Source organism: Pseudomonas sp. GW822-FHT01E03 (genome assembly GCF_058802985.1).
In genome coordinates, this window is sequence record NZ_JBXAOQ010000004.1 from 454,122 (window position 1) to 472,934 (window position 18,813).

The 18,813-nt window shown below is 58.3% G+C and carries 13 protein-coding genes; 8 read left to right on the plus strand and 5 right to left on the minus strand.

Annotated elements, in window-relative coordinates; translation table 11 throughout:
- Window positions 1-58: 58 nt before the first annotated feature.
- From AC1RP7_RS10890 to AC1RP7_RS10905, 4 genes are all read right to left on the minus strand, one after another.
- Window positions 59-604 (minus strand): BRO-N domain-containing protein, encoded by a 546-nt coding sequence (locus AC1RP7_RS10890; protein WP_493181323.1) that lies wholly within the window; start codon window positions 602-604, stop codon window positions 59-61.
- A gap of 359 nt (window positions 605-963) precedes the next feature.
- Window positions 964-2,211 carry a ribonucleotide-diphosphate reductase subunit beta gene (locus tag AC1RP7_RS10895; protein ID WP_057713602.1) on the minus strand — a complete coding sequence of 416 codons (1,248 nt, stop codon included), beginning with the start codon at window positions 2,209-2,211 and terminating at the stop codon, window positions 964-966.
- 526 nt (window positions 2,212-2,737) lie between these two features.
- The gene (locus AC1RP7_RS10900; protein WP_154947570.1) at window positions 2,738-3,091 is read right to left on the minus strand and encodes a hypothetical protein; all 354 of its coding nucleotides are present in this window, start codon (window positions 3,089-3,091) and stop codon (window positions 2,738-2,740) included.
- Window positions 3,092-3,280: 189 nt separating this feature from the next.
- Window positions 3,281-3,544 (minus strand): DUF2790 domain-containing protein, encoded by a 264-nt coding sequence (locus tag AC1RP7_RS10905; protein ID WP_057713604.1) that lies wholly within the window; start codon window positions 3,542-3,544, stop codon window positions 3,281-3,283.
- Between the two features lie 454 nt (window positions 3,545-3,998).
- Here AC1RP7_RS10905 and acs point away from each other — a divergent pair, with 454 nt between their 5' ends.
- From acs to argR, 6 genes are all read left to right on the plus strand, one after another.
- A complete protein-coding gene (gene acs / locus AC1RP7_RS10910) occupies window positions 3,999-5,954 on the plus strand; it encodes an acetate--CoA ligase (protein WP_057713605.1) in 1,956 nt (651 codons plus the stop codon).
- Between the two features lie 703 nt (window positions 5,955-6,657).
- Window positions 6,658-7,434: an ABC transporter substrate-binding protein gene (locus AC1RP7_RS10915; RefSeq protein WP_056724133.1), complete on the plus strand. Its 777-nt coding sequence runs from the start codon at window positions 6,658-6,660 to the stop codon at window positions 7,432-7,434.
- 91 nt (window positions 7,435-7,525) lie between these two features.
- Entirely contained in the window at window positions 7,526-8,215 is a 690-nt protein-coding gene (locus AC1RP7_RS10920; protein ID WP_015096506.1) for an ABC transporter permease, read from the plus strand.
- The gene (locus AC1RP7_RS10925) at window positions 8,212-8,910 is read left to right on the plus strand and encodes an ABC transporter permease (RefSeq protein WP_056724135.1); all 699 of its coding nucleotides are present in this window, start codon (window positions 8,212-8,214) and stop codon (window positions 8,908-8,910) included. The genes AC1RP7_RS10920 and AC1RP7_RS10925 overlap by 4 nt, the downstream gene beginning before the upstream one ends.
- A gap of 36 nt (window positions 8,911-8,946) precedes the next feature.
- Window positions 8,947-9,711, plus strand: a complete 765-nt coding sequence (locus tag AC1RP7_RS10930; RefSeq protein WP_057713607.1) for an ABC transporter ATP-binding protein — start codon at window positions 8,947-8,949, stop codon at window positions 9,709-9,711.
- 248 nt (window positions 9,712-9,959) lie between these two features.
- Window positions 9,960-10,940 (plus strand): transcriptional regulator ArgR, encoded by a 981-nt coding sequence (argR, locus tag AC1RP7_RS10935; protein WP_057713608.1) that lies wholly within the window; start codon window positions 9,960-9,962, stop codon window positions 10,938-10,940.
- A 17-nt stretch (window positions 10,941-10,957) separates the two neighbouring features.
- Here the strand turns inward: argR and AC1RP7_RS10940 are convergent, their stop codons facing one another.
- The gene (locus AC1RP7_RS10940; RefSeq protein ID WP_493181154.1) at window positions 10,958-15,985 is read right to left on the minus strand and encodes a dermonecrotic toxin domain-containing protein; all 5,028 of its coding nucleotides are present in this window, start codon (window positions 15,983-15,985) and stop codon (window positions 10,958-10,960) included.
- Between the two features lie 313 nt (window positions 15,986-16,298).
- Between AC1RP7_RS10940 and AC1RP7_RS10945 the strand changes: the two genes are divergently transcribed.
- Both AC1RP7_RS10945 and aruF read left to right on the plus strand, forming a co-directional pair.
- The gene (locus tag AC1RP7_RS10945; RefSeq protein ID WP_057713610.1) at window positions 16,299-17,519 is read left to right on the plus strand and encodes an aspartate aminotransferase family protein; all 1,221 of its coding nucleotides are present in this window, start codon (window positions 16,299-16,301) and stop codon (window positions 17,517-17,519) included.
- 206 nt (window positions 17,520-17,725) lie between these two features.
- Window positions 17,726-18,745 (plus strand): arginine/ornithine succinyltransferase subunit alpha, encoded by a 1,020-nt coding sequence (gene aruF / locus AC1RP7_RS10950; RefSeq protein ID WP_046042322.1) that lies wholly within the window; start codon window positions 17,726-17,728, stop codon window positions 18,743-18,745.
- Window positions 18,746-18,813: the final 68 nt, after the last annotated feature.

The following is an 18,813-nucleotide window of genomic DNA, read 5'->3' on the forward strand; positions in this document are numbered from 1 at the left end:
TTCGGTGGGCCAAATCTATATAGGGTGCGGAAGGTTGCACCCTTTCTGCGACAGCCTGTTAAAACAGAAAAAACTGCGAAACCTTCCGCCACCAAGACGTCTGCTGCTGGCCCAGCAGTAAACAAGGCATATCCCGCAACCGAATCCACGGCTCATCCTGCCAATGCAGCAAGCTCAAGGACATCTCCGGCCAATCCAACAAACTCAGCATCGGCCGATCCGAATTGTCCGACTGCTCCGCATCACGTAAGGCCGGCACCACTTGATGGGTGATCCACTCACGCAGCAACCGATTTCCAGGCGCGTAGTGATACACCAACAGCGCATACACGCCGGATTCACTGAGCATTAACTGCTTTTCCGGCTGCCGGTAATACTCAATCCACAATGTTCGGTGCTGTTCCTTGTCTAGCTTGTTGACCATGCGCTCACTTAGATGGAAACCCATCAAGCGGCCGATATCACGGGCGCAAAACCATGGTTGGTTTTCAAGGAGAAGGGCGTGTAGAGGGAGGTTGTGGCGAGTGAAAGTTGTCGAAATGTACGGATCAGATATGAGTGATCTTTGAGGTGCCGCAGAGCGGTTGTGCGTGTCGACTGGCATTTCCATTACCCCTACGTATGAAGTTGATGAGGGCCGAACCCGACGTAGAGGATCTAAGAAATCCCAACAAGCTATTTCTTCCAGACACAGGATTACGCATTTATAGCTGATAACAGCGTGCGGTCTGTGCGGCGAAATTTGCTTCTACGTTGGGCGTTTCTTAGGCACCTGCAATAGAGCTTAGAGCTGCTTGGAGTGCCCCTCAATACAGACGGTGCTGGAATACATGTGGGAGATTTAGCTACTACTGATACTGCGAGTAAGAGTTTTCCTACCCCATAAAAAAGCCCCGATCAGATCGGGGCTTTTTGGTTTTCGATTTGTCGATTCAAGTCGTCAAATCGCGGCTAGCTCAGGAATCAATCCCAGCTCAAAGCCCCACCAGTCTGATACTCAATAACCCGAGTCTCAAAGAAATTCTTCTCTTTCTTCAAGTCCATGATCTCGCTCATCCAAGGGAACGGGTTAGTGGTCCCTGGATACTCTTCCTTCAAACCAATCTGCGACAGGCGACGGTTAGCGATGAACTTGAGGTAGTCCTCCATCATCGCCGCGTTCATGCCCAACACGCCGCGAGGCATGGTGTCACGTGCGTATTCAATCTCCAGCTGAGTACCCTGCAGGATCATCTGCGAAGCTTCTTCCTTCATCTCGGCATCCCACAAATGCGGGTTTTCGATTTTGATCTGGTTGATCACGTCGATGCCGAAGTTCAGGTGCATGGATTCGTCGCGCAGGATGTACTGGAACTGCTCGGCGACGCCGGTCATTTTGTTGCGGCGGCCCATGGAGAGGATCTGGGTGAAGCCGCAGTAGAAGAAGATGCCTTCCAGAACGCAGTAGTAGGCGATCAGGTTGCGCAGCAGTTCTTTGTCGGTTTCGACGGTGCCGGTTTCGAACTTCGGATCGGAGATCGAACGGGTGTATTTCAGGCCCCAGGTGGCTTTTTTCGCGACCGACGGGATCTCGTGGTACATGTTGAAGATTTCGCCTTCATCCATGGCCAGCGATTCGATGCAGTACTGGTAGGCGTGGGTGTGGATCGCCTCTTCGAAGGCTTGGCGCAGGATGTACTGGCGGCATTCCGGGTTGGTGATCAAACGGTACACGGCCAGGACCAGGTTGTTGGCAACCAGGGAGTCGGCGGTGGAGAAGAAGCCGAGGTTGCGCATCACGATGCGGCGCTCGTCGTCGGTCAGGCCTTCCGGGTTTTTCCAGAGGGCGATGTCGGCGGTCATGTTGACTTCTTGCGGCATCCAGTGGTTTGCGCAGCCGTCCAGGTACTTCTGCCAGGCCCAGTCGTACTTGAAGGGTACGAGTTGGTTGAGGTCGGCGCGGCAGTTGATCATGCGCTTTTCGTCAACGGCGACACGGGCGGAGGCGCCTTCGAGTTCGGCGAGGCCTTCGGCGACGTCGAGGGAATCCAGGGCAGCTTTGGCGCGGGCAACGGCGGCGGAGTCAGTGGCGGTCACGGCACGGGCTTCCAGGGCGGCGGCACCGCCGGCGCTGTCGAGACGGTCCATGTTGGCTTCGGTGGCGTGGCCAGCGTTGGCGCTCTTGACTGCTACTTCCGTGTCTTCTTTGTCGAATTCGTCCCAGCTCAGCATGACGTGTCGTCTCCTGCGTGAGGGCCAGTGTGCCCGTGTGAAATTGGATAGGTCGGTTTTTCACACGGCCTAACTGGCCGCGTTGGATCTAAAGGAATCGTTTTTTGCGGCAGCTATACGCAGGCATCAAACAGAATTTTGTACGGGTTTCGAGAGCCACTGATGGGCGCAGCAAGCGTTGATCGCTTGTGCGGGGCTTCAGACTGGCTTTTCGTCCCTGTAAGGGAATATTGCAGGCCCGTTTAAGGCCGCATTATAGGGAAGTTTTGCGTGCTGTGGTGCGGCGAAATGGCTCACGGAACGGTCGACGGGGGCCGTTTTTCGGTCGGAGTGAGGGTTTACAGGGCTTTGAACGATGTTGGCGGGGGAAGATTTTTTTTCTTAATTTTTTGCCCCGGATTATTTTTGTTCAAGAAATGACCAAAAAAGGCTTTTTTCACTACATCTTGTGTTTCGGTGGGGTTTTCTCAGGCTCCAGACACAACTAAGCCCGACCGAAGTCGGGCTGTGAAGTCACGCTGGCGGATCAGCTCAGGCGAGCGGCACCGACGTGATCGGCACCATCGGCGGCGAGGCGGGCTGCGCCGGTGTGGTCGGAGCCATCGGAGGCCAGTTTGCCTGCACCGACGTGATCGGCACCATCGGCGGCGAGGCGGGCGGCACCGGTGTGGTCGGAGCCATCGGAGGCCAATTTGCCTGCACCGACGTGATCGGCACCATCGGCGGCGAGGCGGGCGGCGCCAGTGTGGTCAGAACCATCGGAAGCGACAGCGGCTTCAGTGGTGTAAGCAGCCGAGCCGGTGCGGTCGTAACCATCGGCGGCGAAGGTGTTGGCTGCCAGGACGGAGAGGGTCAGGGCGAGGATCAGTTGGGTTTTCATGGTTGTTGCTCCAGATTCGTGGGTGTTGTTTGTCTTGGGTTGCAGTTGATTCTACGCCTGCTATTTCGATTAAAAAGCGCAAATAAATGCTTAAAATAATCGAATTAATCGATCATTAAGGTTCGGCGCTTCATCTGTCTGATCGCGGCGGGTGGGTCGAACCTTTTGGGGGAGGGGTGAAGCAGGGGATCAGCCGTTGGAGCAGCCATTGCCCATCATGCTGTAGCGCAGGATATGTCGTTGGCCGTGGGAGTCTTCGTATTCCATTTTCATCGGCACAACTTCACACACGTTCGGGGCTTCGCTCATGGAGATCACTTTGGCGATGTCCAGGTGGGTGGAGTAGGTGTATTCCTCTATTGCTGGTTGTTGCTGTGCGACATCAGTCGGGACCTCGTTTGCCATGGCGGTTGCGCACAGACTGCTGAGGGCCAGAACCAATAAAGCTTTCATTTGAAATTTACCTTTTAGAGGTCGAAAGGGGGCACGCAATCTTTTTGGGATTGCGTGTGGAGCTTCGGTATCAGGGGTTTGATTAACTGCCTTCGTGGGGGCTGCAACTTGGTTAATCAGGTTGCCTTGTTGGCGTGGCTGATTTTAGGCGTCGACGCTTCGTCCATATAGGCGTGGTTTTGATAAACACTTTTGACAGATCCTGTAACAATCCCTGAAAAACCTCTTCTTTTGTAGGTGCGAACTTGCACTGCGGGGTGTCAGATTGGGTGCGTTTTCGTTGACGACCATCGCGAGCAAGCTCGCTCCCACAGGTACCGCGGCGGTAGTGGGGTTGACGGTTTTTCACGACATTTTGTAGGGACTTGTTACTACCATCGTCGAATGGTTCTATAGCCCCGGCCCGGCTAAAACAGGGTCATACAAAAACAACTATTCCACCGAGGTAAGAAAGATGAGTGCGGCTTCCCTGTATCCCGTTCGTCCCGAGGTTCTGGCTAACACGCTGACCGACGAGGCGACCTACAAGGCCATGTACCAGCAGTCGGTCGTCAACCCCGACGGCTTCTGGCGCGAGCAAGCCAAGCGCCTCGACTGGATCAAGCCTTTCACCACGGTGAAGCAGACTTCCTTCGACGATCACCATGTCGACATCAAATGGTTCGCCGACGGCACCCTGAACGTTTCCTACAACTGCCTGGACCGTCATCTGGCCGAGCGCGGCGATCAGGTCGCGATCATCTGGGAGGGCGATGACCCTGCCGAAAGCCGCAACATCACTTACCGCGAACTGCACGAGCAAGTGTGCAAGTTCGCCAACGCCCTGCGTGGTCAGGACGTGCACCGCGGCGACGTGGTGACTATCTATATGCCGATGATCCCCGAAGCCGTGGTCGCCATGCTGGCCTGTACCCGGATCGGCGCGATTCACTCGGTGGTGTTCGGCGGTTTCTCCCCGGAAGCCCTGGCCGGTCGCATCATCGACTGCCGCTCGAAAGTGGTGATCACCGCCGACGAAGGCATTCGTGCCGGCAAGAAGATCCCGCTCAAGGCCAACGTCGACGACGCGCTGACCAACCCGGAAACCAGCAGCATCCAGAAAGTCATCGTGTGCAAGCGCACCGGTGGCGACATCAAGTGGAACCAGCATCGCGACATCTGGTTCGAGGACCTGATGAAAGTGGCCGGCACCGTGTGTGCGCCGAAAGAAATGGGCGCCGAAGAAGCGCTGTTCATCCTTTACACCTCCGGCTCCACCGGCAAGCCGAAGGGCGTGCAGCACACCACCGGCGGCTACTTGCTGTACGCGGCCATGACCCACGAGCGCGTGTTCGACTACCGCCCGGGTGAAATCTACTGGTGCACCGCCGACGTCGGCTGGGTCACCGGCCACAGCTACATCGTCTACGGCCCGCTGGCCAATGGCGCGACCACGCTGCTGTTCGAAGGCGTGCCGAACTACCCGGACATCACTCGGGTGGCGAAGATCGTCGACAAGCACAAGGTCAACATCCTCTACACCGCACCGACCGCGATCCGCGCCATGATGGCCTCGGGCACTGCCGCCGTTGAAGGCGCCGATGGCAGCAGCCTGCGCCTGTTGGGTTCGGTGGGCGAGCCGATCAACCCGGAAGCCTGGGACTGGTACTACAAGAATGTCGGCAAGTCCCGTTGTCCGATCGTCGACACCTGGTGGCAGACCGAAACCGGCGGCAACATGATGAGCCCGCTGCCGGGCGCTCATGCGCTCAAGCCAGGCTCTGCGGCGCGTCCGTTCTTCGGCGTGGTACCGGCACTGGTGGACAACCTGGGCAACATCGTCGAGGGCGAGGCCGAGGGTAACCTGGTGATTCTCGATTCGTGGCCAGGCCAGGCGCGTACGCTGTTTGGCGACCATGACCGCTTCGTCGACACTTACTTCAAGACCTTCCGTGGCATGTACTTCACCGGTGACGGCGCCCGTCGCGATGCCGATGGTTACTACTGGATCACCGGTCGCGTGGACGACGTGCTCAACGTGTCCGGCCACCGCATGGGCACTGCCGAGATCGAAAGCGCGATGGTCGCGCACCCGAAAGTCGCCGAAGCCGCTGTAGTTGGCGTGCCGCACGACATCAAGGGGCAGGGCATTTATGTCTATGTCACCCTTAAGAACGGTGAAGAGCCGAACGAGCAACTGCGCCTGGAACTGAAAAACTGGGTGCGCAAGGAGATCGGCCCGATTGCTTCACCGGATGTGATCCAGTGGGCGCCGGGGCTGCCGAAAACCCGTTCGGGCAAGATCATGCGCCGGATTCTGCGCAAGATTGCCACGGCGGAATATGAGGGGTTGGGTGATATTTCCACCCTGGCTGATCCGAGTGTGGTGCAGCATTTGATTGATACCCACAAGACCATGAATGTCGCGTAAGCGGCGGTTCTGAGTCACTTAAACGCCCTGTCAGGTGTTGAGCCTGGCGGGGCTTTTTTGTGCCTGGGTTTTTGTGTTGGTTGGGCTGGCCTCATCGCGAGCAAGCTCGCTCCCACAGGGGATCTGTGGTGAATGCGATATTTGCGTTCGACACAAAACCATTGTGGGAGCGAGCTTGCTCGCGATAGCGGTTTAGCAGGCGCTACAGCAACATCTACCAATAATTATCGGGATACTCTGTCGGCATTTTCCTACTGTTACCTGCGTTCTTTCAGGTTACTGAATGTGTAACCGCATCGCGCCAATACGGGGCATTGGGAAACGCCGGGGCTTAAATCCGGGCCTGAAATGCGCCTCAAAAAAATTAGCCGCTACACTGCGCTTGCCGGATTAGAAGGGTTTGCCAATAATAGGCCCGCAATTTGCAACATAGATCGGTTCACTATCTTTTGCTCTTGCATGATTTTGCAGGGCTGTCAACGTGCCAAAACGGCTTTCTCGGTGCTTCTGTAATTAGTTGTCGCATTGAAGAAATATCGGCCTCGGGCCTGTCGTTAGAATGCCGATCACTCGCTCGTCGTTGCTCGTGTTGAATTTCAACACCCGCTTCCCAGGACGCAGCACTGCTTTCTGGTTCCACTCATTCGCATATTGGGCTGTCGCTCACTCTGCCGTTTTTGCCCTTTACCGATGGAGTCCCAAGATGAAGAAACTCGTGCTGCTTGGCGCCCTGGCACTGTCCGTGCTGTCCTTGCCAACCTTCGCCGATGAAAAACCTCTGAAAATCGGTATCGAGGCGGCTTACCCTCCGTTCGCGTCCAAGGCGCCGGATGGCAGCATCGTTGGTTTCGACTACGACATCGGCAACGCGCTGTGCGAAGAAATGAAGGTCAAGTGCGTGTGGGTCGAGCAAGAGTTCGACGGCCTGATCCCTGCGCTTAAAGTGCGCAAGATCGACGCGATCCTGTCGTCCATGTCGATCACTGAAGATCGCAAGAAGTCCGTGGACTTCACCAACAAGTACTACAACACCCCGGCTCGCCTGGTCATGAAGGCCGGCACTCAGGTCAGCGAAGGCCTGACCGAGCTCAAGGGCAAGAACATCGGCGTGCAGCGTGGTTCGATCCACGAGCGTTTCGCCCGCGAAGTCCTGGCCCCGCTGGGTGCCGAGATCAAGCCTTACGGTTCGCAGAACGAAATTTACCTCGACGTGGCCGCCGGCCGCCTCGACGGCACCGTGGCAGACGCTACGCTTTTGGATGACGGCTTCCTGAAAACCGATGCCGGTAAAGGCTTCGCCTTCGTCGGCCCTGCGTTCACCGACGTCAAATACTTCGGCGACGGCGTAGGCATCGCGGTGCGCAAGGGCGACAAGGAAGATCTGGACAAGCTCAACAACGCCATCGCAGCCATTCGTGCGAACGGCAAGTACAAGCAAATCCAGGACAAGTACTTCGCCTTCGATATCTACGGCAAGTAATACGTCCCAGCGACAAGTCCGAAATGGCGCAAGCAACAGGATCTCTGAGGTTTGCGCCATTTTTTCATCCCAACTTTCGAGGACCTGAATCATGTTGAAAGGCTACGGGGCTGTCATCCTCGATGGCGCTTGGCTGACGCTTCAGCTCGCCTTGTCGTCCATGGCCATGGCCATCGTTCTGGGCCTGATCGGCGTGGCACTGCGTCTGTCGCCGGTGCGCTGGCTGGCCTGGCTGGGCGACCTGTATTCCACGGTGATCCGCGGTATTCCCGACCTGGTGCTGATCCTGCTGATTTTCTACGGCGGCCAGGACCTGCTCAACCGCGTCGCACCGCTGCTCGGCTTTGACGAGTACATCGACCTGAACCCGTTGGCGGCCGGTATCGGCACCCTGGGCTTCATCTTCGGTGCGTACCTGTCGGAAACCTTCCGTGGCGCCTTCATGGCGATCCCCAAGGGTCAGGCCGAAGCCGGCATGGCCTACGGCATGAGCAGTTTTCAGGTGTTCTTCCGGGTGTTGGTGCCACAGATGATTCGCCTGGCGATTCCGGGTTTCACCAACAACTGGCTGGTATTGACCAAGGCTACCGCGCTGATTTCGGTGGTGGGTCTACAAGACATGATGTTCAAGGCCAAGCAGGCGGCCGATGCCACCCGCGAGCCTTTCACCTTCTTCCTCGCAGTAGCCGCGATGTACCTGGTGATCACCAGTGTGTCGTTGCTGGCATTGCGTCACCTTGAGAAGCGCTACTCGGTAGGCGTAAGGGCGGCTGATCTATGATCTTCGACTACAACGTCATTTGGGAGGCCATGCCGCTGTACCTTGGCGGCCTGGTGACCACCCTCAAACTGCTCGCGCTGTCGTTGTTCTTCGGCTTGCTGTGCGCCTTGCCGCTGGGCCTGATGCGCGTCTCGAAGAACTCGGTCGTCAACATGTCGGCCTGGCTCTACACCTACGTGATCCGCGGCACGCCGATGCTGGTGCAGCTGTTCTTGATCTACTACGGTCTGGCGCAGTTCGAAGCGGTGCGGGAAAGTTTCCTCTGGCCGTGGCTGTCCAGCGCAACGTTCTGTGCGTGCCTGGCGTTCGCGATCAACACCAGCGCCTACACTGCCGAAATCATTGCCGGCAGCCTGCGCGCCACGCCGAACGGCGAGATCGAAGCGGCCAAGGCCATGGGCATGTCGCGGGTCAAGATGTACAAGCGCATCCTGCTGCCGTCGGCCCTGCGTCGCGCGCTGCCGCAGTACAGCAACGAAGTGATCATGATGCTGCAGACCACCAGTCTGGCGTCCATCGTGACCCTGATCGACATCACGGGTGCCGCGCGCACGGTCAACGCCCAGTTCTATCTGCCGTTCGAGGCGTACATCACCGCTGGCGTGTTCTACCTGTGCCTGACCTTCATCCTGGTGAAGCTGTTCAAGATGGCCGAGCGCCGCTGGCTGGGCTACCTGGCCCCGCGCAAGCACTGATACCACTGACTGACTGTTTTTGTGAGAACCGACAGCATGTACAAACTTGAAGTCCAAGACCTGCATAAACGCTATGGCAGTCACGAAGTGCTCAAGGGCGTGTCCCTGAAAGCGGCAGCCGGCGATGTGATCAGCATCATCGGTTCCAGTGGCTCCGGCAAAAGTACTTTCCTGCGTTGCATCAACCTGCTGGAGCAGCCGCACGCGGGCAGGATTCTGCTCAACAACGAAGAGTTGAAGCTGGTGGCGAACAAGGACGGCGCGCTGAAGGCCGCCGACCCGAAGCAGCTGCAACGCATGCGTTCGCGCCTGTCGATGGTGTTCCAGCATTTCAACCTGTGGTCGCACATGACCGCGCTGGAAAACATCATGGAAGCGCCGGTGCATGTGCTTGGCGTGTCCAAGGCTGAAGCGCGCGAGAAGGCCGAACACTACCTGAACAAGGTAGGCGTGGCCCATCGCAAGGATGCTTACCCTGGGCACATGTCCGGCGGCGAGCAGCAGCGCGTGGCGATTGCCCGTGCGCTGGCGATGGAGCCTGAGGTGATGCTGTTCGACGAACCGACCTCGGCCCTCGACCCGGAGCTGGTTGGCGACGTGTTGAAAGTCATGCAGGCTCTGGCCCAGGAAGGCCGGACCATGGTCGTGGTGACCCACGAAATGGGCTTCGCCCGTGAAGTGTCGAACCAGTTGGTGTTCCTGCACAAAGGTGTGGTTGAAGAAAGCGGTAACCCGCGCGAAGTGCTGGTGAACCCGCAATCCGAGCGTCTGCAGCAATTCCTGTCGGGTAGCCTGAAGTAATCAGAACTGACGTTGTGCACTGCGATAGTGCATGCTTCGCAGTCTAAAGGCTGGCCCGGATCCCCTGTGGGAGCGGGCTTGCTCGCGAAGGCGGGGTGTCAGTCAACATCATTGCTGTCTGAACCACCGCTTTCGCGAGCAAGCCCGCTCCCACATTTGATCTTTGCCGGTTTTGCGATTTGTGTTCATTTACGGGCTAGCATTGGCCCATGCCTTCATCACTGTTCTTCGCTTCGGATCGCTCGCCCATGACTGCCCATCGAATTGGTTTCCTGATTTGGCCCAGCACTAAAGCACTGACGCTTGCGCTGGCTGAGGAGGCCTTGCGTGTTGCCCAGCGTGTGCATCCGGACGTGGTTTACGAGCTGTCGTTCCTGCAGGCCGAAGCGCCGAGCGAAAGCGCCTGGCAATTGCCGGGTGAGGCGTGGACCGGCAAGCTCGAAAACTTCCAGAAACTGTTCCTGCTCGCTGACGAACCACCGACCACACTGGCGCCGGCGCTCAGCAGTGCGCTCAAGCAACTGGTGCGTTCCGGTTGCGTGATCGGCGGTCTGTCGGCCGGTGTTTACCCGCTGGCGCAGTTGGGTTTGCTCGACGGTTATCGCGCGGCTGTGCATTGGCGCTGGCAGGACGATTTCGCCGAGCGCTTTCCGAAGGTCATCGCCACCAGTCACTTGTTCGACTGGGATCGCGATCGCCTGACCGCATGCGGCGGGATGTCGGTGCTCGACTTGTTGCTGGCCGTGCTGGCCCGCGATCACGGTGCGGAACTGGCCGGTGCGGTATCCGAAGAACTGGTGGTCGAGCGCATCCGCGAGGGCGGCGAACGCCAGCGCATTCCGTTGCAGAACCGCCTGGGTTCCAGCCATCCGAAGCTCACACAAGCAGTGTTGCTCATGGAAGCCAACATCGAAGAACCGCTGACCACCGACGAAATCGCCCAGCACGTGTGCGTATCCCGTCGGCAGCTGGAGCGGATCTTCAAGCAATACCTCAACCGCGTGCCGAGCCAGTATTACCTGGAACTGCGCCTGAACAAGGCCCGGCAGATGTTGATGCAAACCAGCAAGTCGATCATCCAGATCGGCCTGTCCTGTGGCTTCTCCTCGGGGCCGCATTTCTCCAGCGCCTACCGCAATTTCTTCGGTGCCACGCCGCGGGAAGATCGCAACCAGCGGCGCAGCAGCAGCCCGTTCGAATTGTCATCGGTGCCGCCGGAACGCGGCTGATCAGTACCTGATCCCGATCAGTCTTCCGGTTCGGACGCCTCGGACGTCGACACCTCCAATTCTGCCCGATCGATCACTTCCTGAATGCCGAAGTCGACACTGGTCAGCCTGAAATACTCGATCAGGGTCTGCAGGCTGTCTTCGGAGAACGGATTGCCCCGCAAGTTGATGCTTTCGGCGACTTCCAGCGGCAGTTCGAGGACGTCGGCGGGTATCCGGCTGATTGCGTTGTCGCTCAGGTCTACGGTTTCCAGGCTCTTGAGCTGCAACAGTCCAGCGGGTAATTCGGTGAGCCCGCAGTTGTCCAGTTGCAGGGTCGCCAGGTCCGCCATCTGGCTGATATCCGGAGCCAGCCCCAGCGGATTGTTCCTCAAGTCGATGAATTCCAGGCGGGCCATCTCGGCCAGGTTCAGGGCAGACTGCGGGGTCAGGGTGATGTTGCAGTTGAGGAGATTGAGCGATCTCAAATCGCTCATCCGGAAGATCGCCTCCGGGATATCGCCTAGCCTGAAGTCGTTGATAACGAGGGTCTTGAGTTTGGGGAAGCACTCCAGGAATCCGGTGACGCCTGTGGTCAGGCCACTCTCGCTACTCAGGTAAACCAGAGAAACATGGCTGAAGTCTGCGCTCAGTGTCGGCAAGTTACCGGTAATCCGTGTCTCCAGACTCAGGTCATAAGTAGTTGCTTGCAGTGAAACGTCGAAGTCCTCCGGGTCGCTTTCCCGGCGCCAGCAGCGCAGTACGGACTCTCTGAATGCGTCCCGCGTCGAATGTTCGATCAGCAGTTGCTGGGCAGTGAACGGTTGATTGCTGTGGGGGTGGACGGCGGGAATATTGCCGGTCCAGGCCGACAGGTCGTTCTCCAAGGTGGTGAGTTCGACTTCCAGGCGGGTCAGTTCGACTCGACCCTCATCCAGGGTCCCGGGCAGTTTGTAGACGAATTTGCTGGCATCTTCCTGGTCCATCCAGGGGTACAGTGCCTGCGCGCGGTGGATATCTGTTTCTTCGGCAAAGATACCGAAGTCCTGACGGGTCTGCTGGAAGTGCTGTTTGAGGCGTTCGCGGGCTGCGTTTGAAAGCGGATTGTTGCCCAGGTCGAAACCCTCCTGGGTGCGTTGTTGCAGTGTGAACAATGCGCTGGGCAACTCTTTGATCTGGTTGTTATTGAGCAGGGCGGTGCGCAGGCGTGGGCGAGTCAATAATTCGCGCGGGAGTTCAGTAATGCCCGTCTGCGATAAGTCGATGTAATTCAAATCGGGCATGCTGCCGACATCGGGTGTCATGCCCAAGGGGTTCTTGTACAGGTCCATTGTGGTCAACCGATGCAGGCCCGCGAGCCCGACCTGGCTTTCGGGGCTGAGGGTGATCGCGCAATTGCTCAGAATGAGTTCTTCGAGTTGCAACGATGGAAGGGTGTCCGGTAAGTGGCCAAGGTTGAAATCGCGCAGTTTCAGGATGCGTAAACCGGTAAAGCTGCGCAGAAACTCATGCATGCCCCGCGTGGCGCTGCTGCCTTCCAGTGTAAGCATTGTGACGCCGCTGAAGTCGGTGCTCAGGGCTGGCAATTCGCCGATGATCGGTTGGAAGAAGTTGAAGTCGACTCTTTCAAGCGCGGTCTCGGGAAGGGTCCATTGCTGTCGCCAGCAGTCCATCAGGTCGATGGTGAACTGTCGACGGACCTGCTTTTGTGCAGCGAATTGCTCGGGAGTGACCCTGAGTTGTGTGTCTGGAATAAACAGCGGAATTTCGTCGCGCCAGGAAGAAAGCGTTTCCTGGAGCTGCGTGTGTTGAACCATAAGCCGATTCAGTTCTGCCCGCGGTCCGTTTGGGTGCTGTTGCAGGCGTTCGACGAAGGCGTCGAGCTCTTCGGCGGATAGATGGGGGAACAGTGTCTGAGCCCGAGCTTGCAAGGTAGGTGTGTTGCGTGGCATTTGACGATACCCGTCACCGCCACCGAGCAAGCGCATTACCTTTGGGTCGTAGGTGGGTTTGAGGTTGGGGTGTCGAGCCAGCAGCGAGCTTAATGCGTCACGGCTCAAGGCGTGATTGCGAATTAACTGTTTGAGTCGTTCACCTTCACCGATATGAAGGTTCAGGGCGGTGCGTTCACTGTCCGGCATGGCCTGTAATAGGCATGCGTAAAGCGAGTCCATGCCGCTGAGTTCTTCGCCGTCTTGATCGAACGCCTGATACTCGCCTTCTACTCTGAGCACCAGCACTTTACGCAGGGGCGCGTCGGCACTGCCAACGCTGTCGATCAGGAGGCCTTCATGGGCGTACTGGCGGACTTCCAGTCGTAGCTGTCCCGTCCAGCCTGGCAGTTTTTCCAGGGTGTGCAAGGCCAGCCGGTCGGTGTCGAGGTTGTTCTCGGTCGATGGCAAATCAAGCCCCTCGTAGGCGCGTGTCACCCGTACTTGTAATCTGGCCTCCTGGCTCAGCTCGACCAGGCGAGGGGAAATGGTTGGTTTTTTCAGCTGTTGCAGTTCCTGTTCGTTTGCTGTGTTCACAATCGCTTCTGCAACGCTGCTTGGTAGTCCGGGCTCAGCATCCATGACTGCTTGTATGGGGCCTTGAGCGCCACGTTCGAGTCTGCGATAACGCTGATCGAACAGGCCTTGCCGTTTCTGTTCGGCAAGCCGCGCGAGTATCTTGCGCAACCGCTGCGCCCGGTTTTCCAGGCCAGGGGAGGGGTGACCGAATTCTTCGCCCATCAGCGTTCTGGCTTCGCTGTCCGACAGGGTCAGGAGAAAGGTTTTCAGCAGGTCGCCGTCGGTGAGGCGGGTGGCGTCGATTTCCACCACGGGTACATCGGGCGCCGGGCTTTGCCAAAGGGTTTGCGCATTTTCGTCGATCAGTCGCAGGCCTTTGTTTGCCGGCCAGTAACCGTTTTCATTGAGCAGTTCCAGCTGTGTCACGGGATCCGCCTTGAGGAAGTGCTCCGGCTGGTCGCTGCCGATCTGATCAATAAAGGTTTGTATGTCCTGATCGATCCTGAAGCGTTTGAGTGTGTCGGCCAGTAACGGCGGCACCTGCCCGGCATGCACGTGTATCTTGCGCAGGGTATCTTCGTGGCTGCCGCTGATGCTGAGGATGCGCTCGCGGGTGCTGGCCGAAAATCGCTGCATGTCCGGGCCGATACGGTGCAGCACGGTGGCCTGGTCCCAGCTCAACGGCTGGTCGAGTTCGGTTTGCCAGGCGCCGGTGCCGTTGTGCCGCAGTTGTGGTTTGTAGGTGTCAGGGCGGGAGGGGTGGTCGATGCGGTACTCGCCGATGACGGAGTCCTCGCTGACGGCGTAGTTTTTGCCTTCCAGGGGTAACAGGGTTTTACCTTGATGCCTGTGCAGTCCGAGTGAATCCGGTTTTGAGTCTGCCGGGAGTGTGGCGGGGTGCTCGTAGGCGGTCAGGTCGGGTTTCCAATAGCGGGTTTCGCCATTGGGCCGCTTCACCGAATTGAAACGGTCGATGAACTGCACAATTTCCTTGGGCAGGATCGCGCGAAATTCTCCCGCCGCGATCACGCCACCCACCGCAAAGGTGCCCAGTTGTACGGCGGATTCAACAACGCCCATGAAATGCTCGAAAGCCTCGGTGGTGTGGCCCTCGGCCCAGTCAACAATGCTTTCGAAGGTTTCGTCGAGCAACTGGTAGGCCATGTAGGCCAGCATCAACTCGCCAAGGAAGGGTACGAACGGCAGGGCAATAAAGGCCGCGATGTTCAGCAGGGTCGAAGCTATTTCCGTAAAGGAGTCCCATAACGCCCAGCGGGCTCTCTGGTCGACTGTTGCGGTGGACACGGCGATCACTCGCGCATCGTTGAGGATCTTGTTGAGCTTGCTCTGATAGAGGTGGGTCAAGAGATCGTCTTTCACCGGTGTGGCCGCAATGTGCAAGTCGGGACGTTGGTTGGGGCGCTCTCGCCAGGTCGGGTGCGGATCGCCCGGTGGAACAGGCTGCCAGGTTAAAGGTGATAGCTCGTTGTTCAACTGCGCGAAAAAGTACCCACGATCCTCATGATTGATGAATCGACTGAAAAACTGTTGGTATTCGGGAGCACGCAAGCGCTGACCAAGTTCCTCGGCGAATGCGGCGGTTGAACTGTATTCCTTGATCGGGTGTTCGGGGTCGTCAGGAATGTAGGCCACCACTCTGACCACTTCTGTTGCGCGCTCCAGATCCGGTGCAAACAAAACGATGCCGGTCAGGCGAGCGTTCATGATTGTCAGTTCATGGTAGCCCCAGGGCAGACCATGCAAACGTAAAGAAGGCAGGTTGTCGAGCAAGCCAAGAGTCAGTCGGTGGACGTCACTGCCCAGCAATTTTTGCATCTGCGCCATGTGCAGGGCAGCGGTGAGTGCGGTTTTCTGGCTGTCGTGAATTTTCGATTTCAGTATTGCCGCGGCCACGGGATTGCTGATGCCAAGGTTGTCGTCCAGATACTCTTTATAGCGCTGGCCAATGTCCAGTTCCCGGCAGAGGCTGGTAAAAGCCGTGATGGGCATCTTTTCCAGTATCTGCGGCAATGTATTGAATTGCCCGGTAGCAGAGGGGGGCGTGATGTAAGTCGAGGCGGGCTCGAAGGCGTCTGCTTTGGTTTCGGTGCTTTCAAAATTGTGCAGTGCGGCATCCAGCAGGGACACCGTCCAGGTGCGCGCAGCGCCGGATTTCAGCCGAAGCCATGGGATGTGAGCCGGGATGTAAAGGCGAAGGAACGTTTTACGAGCGTCCAGTTCCAGGCCGAATCGGGTCTTGAGCGCCGTTTCGAGAAGTGGTTCGGCGAAGTCGGCGGGGCTCTGCAGCTTTGCCATCATTTGATCAACCTGGTTCTGGCTGGTCACATGACGGGCAATGAGTTTGCCCAGTTCTGCATGCTGATGGGGTGGAGCGTCCTTGAGCCCGGCCGGAATGCCTGGCGCGCTGTTGCGCAGTGCCTCACGCCGTTGAGGCGTTGCTTGGCGGAGCCAGGAGGGGATCACGTTGCTCAAGTGCTGATAGTGAGCGTCTGGCCTGAAGGCGTCGCTAGCAATGTCGGTATGTTGGGTATTCATGCGGTTAAGGTGACCATCGAAGTGGGATGAGGCCCTTAGGAAACCGCGCGAACCCGGACGCTGTGCGGTACATATTTACCGCACTCGGGTCATTGCCATGAGTTACAACGCAGCAAGCCTGCCGCAAACGTCCGCCGCCAGTTAAACTGCGCCTTTGCGACCCTATATGTCGCATTGCCGTAAACCCGGGAAAATCCGGGGTTTGCGCTATAAGAAGTTGTCGCTTGGCGGCAAGGCCGGGCTGAAAACTGTCCTTACAATCCTCACCAAGCTCGCCAGTTTCAGGCGAGTGTTTTCTCTTCAGGAGACTCCGATGTCCGTTGAGCACGCTGCGGTACAACGCGCCGATTTCGATCAGGTAATGGTTCCCAACTATGCGCCTGCCGCATTCATTCCTGTGCGTGGCGCCGGTTCCCGCGTTTGGGACCAGTCCGGTCGCGAGCTGATCGACTTCGCCGGCGGGATTGCCGTCAACGTATTGGGTCACGCGCATCCGGCGCTGGTCGGTGCCTTGACCGAGCAGGCGAACAAGCTGTGGCACGTGTCCAACGTGTTCACCAATGAGCCGGCCCTGCGCCTGGCGCACAAGCTGGTCGACGCCACCTTTGCCGAGCGCGCCTTCTTCTGCAACTCCGGCGCCGAAGCCAACGAGGCCGCCTTCAAGCTGGCCCGTCGTGTCGCGTTCGACCGTTATGGCAGCGAGAAGTACGAGATCATCGCCGCGCTCAACAGCTTCCACGGCCGTACCCTGTTCACCGTGAATGTCGGTGGCCAGTCGAAGTATTCCGATGGCTTCGGTCCGAAGATCACCGGCATCACCCACGTGCCATACAACGATCTGGCTGCGTTGAAAGCTGCTGTTTCCGACAAGACCTGCGCCGTGGTCCTGGAGCCTATTCAAGGTGAGGGCGGCGTACTGCCGGCCGAACTGGCCTACCTGCAAGGCGCCCGCGAACTGTGCAACGAGCACAACGCGCTGCTGGTGTTCGACGAAGTGCAAACCGGCATGGGCCGTACCGGCCACCTGTTCGCCTACCAGCATTACGGCGTGATCCCGGACATCCTGACCAGCGCCAAGAGCCTGGGCGGTGGTTTCCCGATCGCCGCCATGCTGACCACCGAAGACCTGGCCAAGCACCTGGTCGTCGGCACCCACGGCACCACTTACGGCGGCAACCCGCTGGCGTGCGCTGTCGCAGGTGCGGTGATCGACGTGATCAACACCCCAGAGGTGCTGGCTGGCGTCAATGCCAAGCACGACAAGTTCAAGGCACGCCTTGAGCAGATCGGCGAGAAATACGGCCTGTTCACCCAGGTCCGTGGCCTGGGTCTGTTGATCGGCTGTGTGCTGAGCGATGCCTGGAAAGGCAAGGCCAAGGACATCTTCAACGCCGCTGAACAAGAAGGCCTGATGATTCTGCAAGCCGGCCCGGACGTGGTGCGTTTCGCCCCGAGCCTGGTGGTGGAAGACGCCGATATCGATGCCGGTCTGGACCGCTTCGAACGTGCCGCGGCAAAACTGACGCAAGCCTGATAGACCCTTCGACGCCTGATCTTTCAGGCGTCGAACCCAATTTTTATGCCGGGCCCGCTTTACTGTAGGAGCGAGCTTGCTCGCGATGGTGGATCAGCCACATTGGTGTCGACTGACACTCCATCGCGAGCAAGCTCGCTCCCACAGGAGTTCCAAGGCGGCCCCGGCTTATTTCCCTCAAAAGAGTTTTAGAAAGGAGTGACACCATGCTGGTGATGCGCCCCGCGCAAATGGCTGATCTGGGCGAGGTACAGCGTCTGGCTGCGGACAGTCCGATTGGTGTCACTTCCTTGCCGGATGACGTTGAGCGCCTGAGCGACAAGATCGCGGCAAGCGAAGCCTCGTTCGCCGCCGAAGTGAGTTTCAACGGTGAGGAAAGCTATTTCTTCGTCCTCGAAGACTCCGCTACCGGCAAGCTGGTCGGTTGCTCGGCCATCGTGGCGTCGGCCGGTTACTCCGAGCCGTTCTACAGCTTTCGCAACGAAACCTTCGTGCACGCTTCCCGCGAGCTGAAGATTCACAACAAGATCCACGTGCTCTCCCAGTGCCACGACCTGACCGGCAACAGCTTGCTGACCAGCTTCTATGTGCAGCGCGAGTTGGTGGGGTCGCCTTGGTCGGAGCTCAACTCCCGTGGCCGTTTGCTGTTCGTGGCCAGCCATCCGGAGCGTTTTGCCGATTCCGTGGTGACCGAAATTGTCGGTTACAGCGATGAAAACGGCGACTCGCCGTTCTGGGATGCCATCGGCCGCAACTTCTTCGACCTCAACTACGCCGAAGCCGAGCGTCTGTGCGGGCTGAAAAGCCGTACGTTCCTTGCCGAACTGATGCCGCATTACCCGATCTACGTGCCACTGCTGCCGGACTCCGCTCAAGAAGCCATGGGCCAGGTGCACCCCCGCGCGCAGATCACCTTCGACATTCTGATGCGCGAAGGTTTCGAGACCGATCACTACATCGACATCTTCGACGGTGGCCCGACCCTGCATGCCCGTGTCTCGGGGATCCGTTCGATCGCCCAGAGCCGTGTGGTGCCGGTGAAGATCGGTGAGCCGGTCAAAGGCGTCGGTCGCCAGTACCTGGTTGCCAATGCCCAGTTGCAGGATTACCGCGCGGTCATGCTCGAGCTCGATTACGCGCCGGGCAAACCGGTGACCCTGGACCTGGAGGCGGCCGAAGCCCTGGGTGTCGGCGAGGGTGCCAGCGTGCGCCTGGTCGCGGTTTAACAGCGACCTGGCCTGATTGCTCGTTTAGAAAGCAGCGAAGTTTCACGGGTGGCGCAAGCGGCCCGTTT

Coding starts and splice junctions, on each gene's coding strand:
- AC1RP7_RS10890 (WP_493181323.1), bottom strand. CDS start 604: ATGCCAGTCGACACGCACAACCGCTCTGCGGCACCTCAAAGATCACTC.
- AC1RP7_RS10895 (WP_057713602.1), bottom strand. CDS start 2,211: ATGCTGAGCTGGGACGAATTCGACAAAGAAGACACGGAAGTAGCAGTC.
- AC1RP7_RS10900 (WP_154947570.1), bottom strand. CDS start 3,091: ATGAAAACCCAACTGATCCTCGCCCTGACCCTCTCCGTCCTGGCAGCC.
- AC1RP7_RS10905 (WP_057713604.1), bottom strand. CDS start 3,544: ATGAAAGCTTTATTGGTTCTGGCCCTCAGCAGTCTGTGCGCAACCGCC.
- acs (WP_057713605.1), top strand. CDS start 3,999: ATGAGTGCGGCTTCCCTGTATCCCGTTCGTCCCGAGGTTCTGGCTAAC.
- AC1RP7_RS10915 (WP_056724133.1), top strand. CDS start 6,658: ATGAAGAAACTCGTGCTGCTTGGCGCCCTGGCACTGTCCGTGCTGTCC.
- AC1RP7_RS10920 (WP_015096506.1), top strand. CDS start 7,526: ATGTTGAAAGGCTACGGGGCTGTCATCCTCGATGGCGCTTGGCTGACG.
- AC1RP7_RS10925 (WP_056724135.1), top strand. CDS start 8,212: ATGATCTTCGACTACAACGTCATTTGGGAGGCCATGCCGCTGTACCTT.
- AC1RP7_RS10930 (WP_057713607.1), top strand. CDS start 8,947: ATGTACAAACTTGAAGTCCAAGACCTGCATAAACGCTATGGCAGTCAC.
- argR (WP_057713608.1), top strand. CDS start 9,960: ATGACTGCCCATCGAATTGGTTTCCTGATTTGGCCCAGCACTAAAGCA.
- AC1RP7_RS10940 (WP_493181154.1), bottom strand. CDS start 15,985: ATGAATACCCAACATACCGACATTGCTAGCGACGCCTTCAGGCCAGAC.
- AC1RP7_RS10945 (WP_057713610.1), top strand. CDS start 16,299: ATGTCCGTTGAGCACGCTGCGGTACAACGCGCCGATTTCGATCAGGTA.
- aruF (WP_046042322.1), top strand. CDS start 17,726: ATGCTGGTGATGCGCCCCGCGCAAATGGCTGATCTGGGCGAGGTACAG.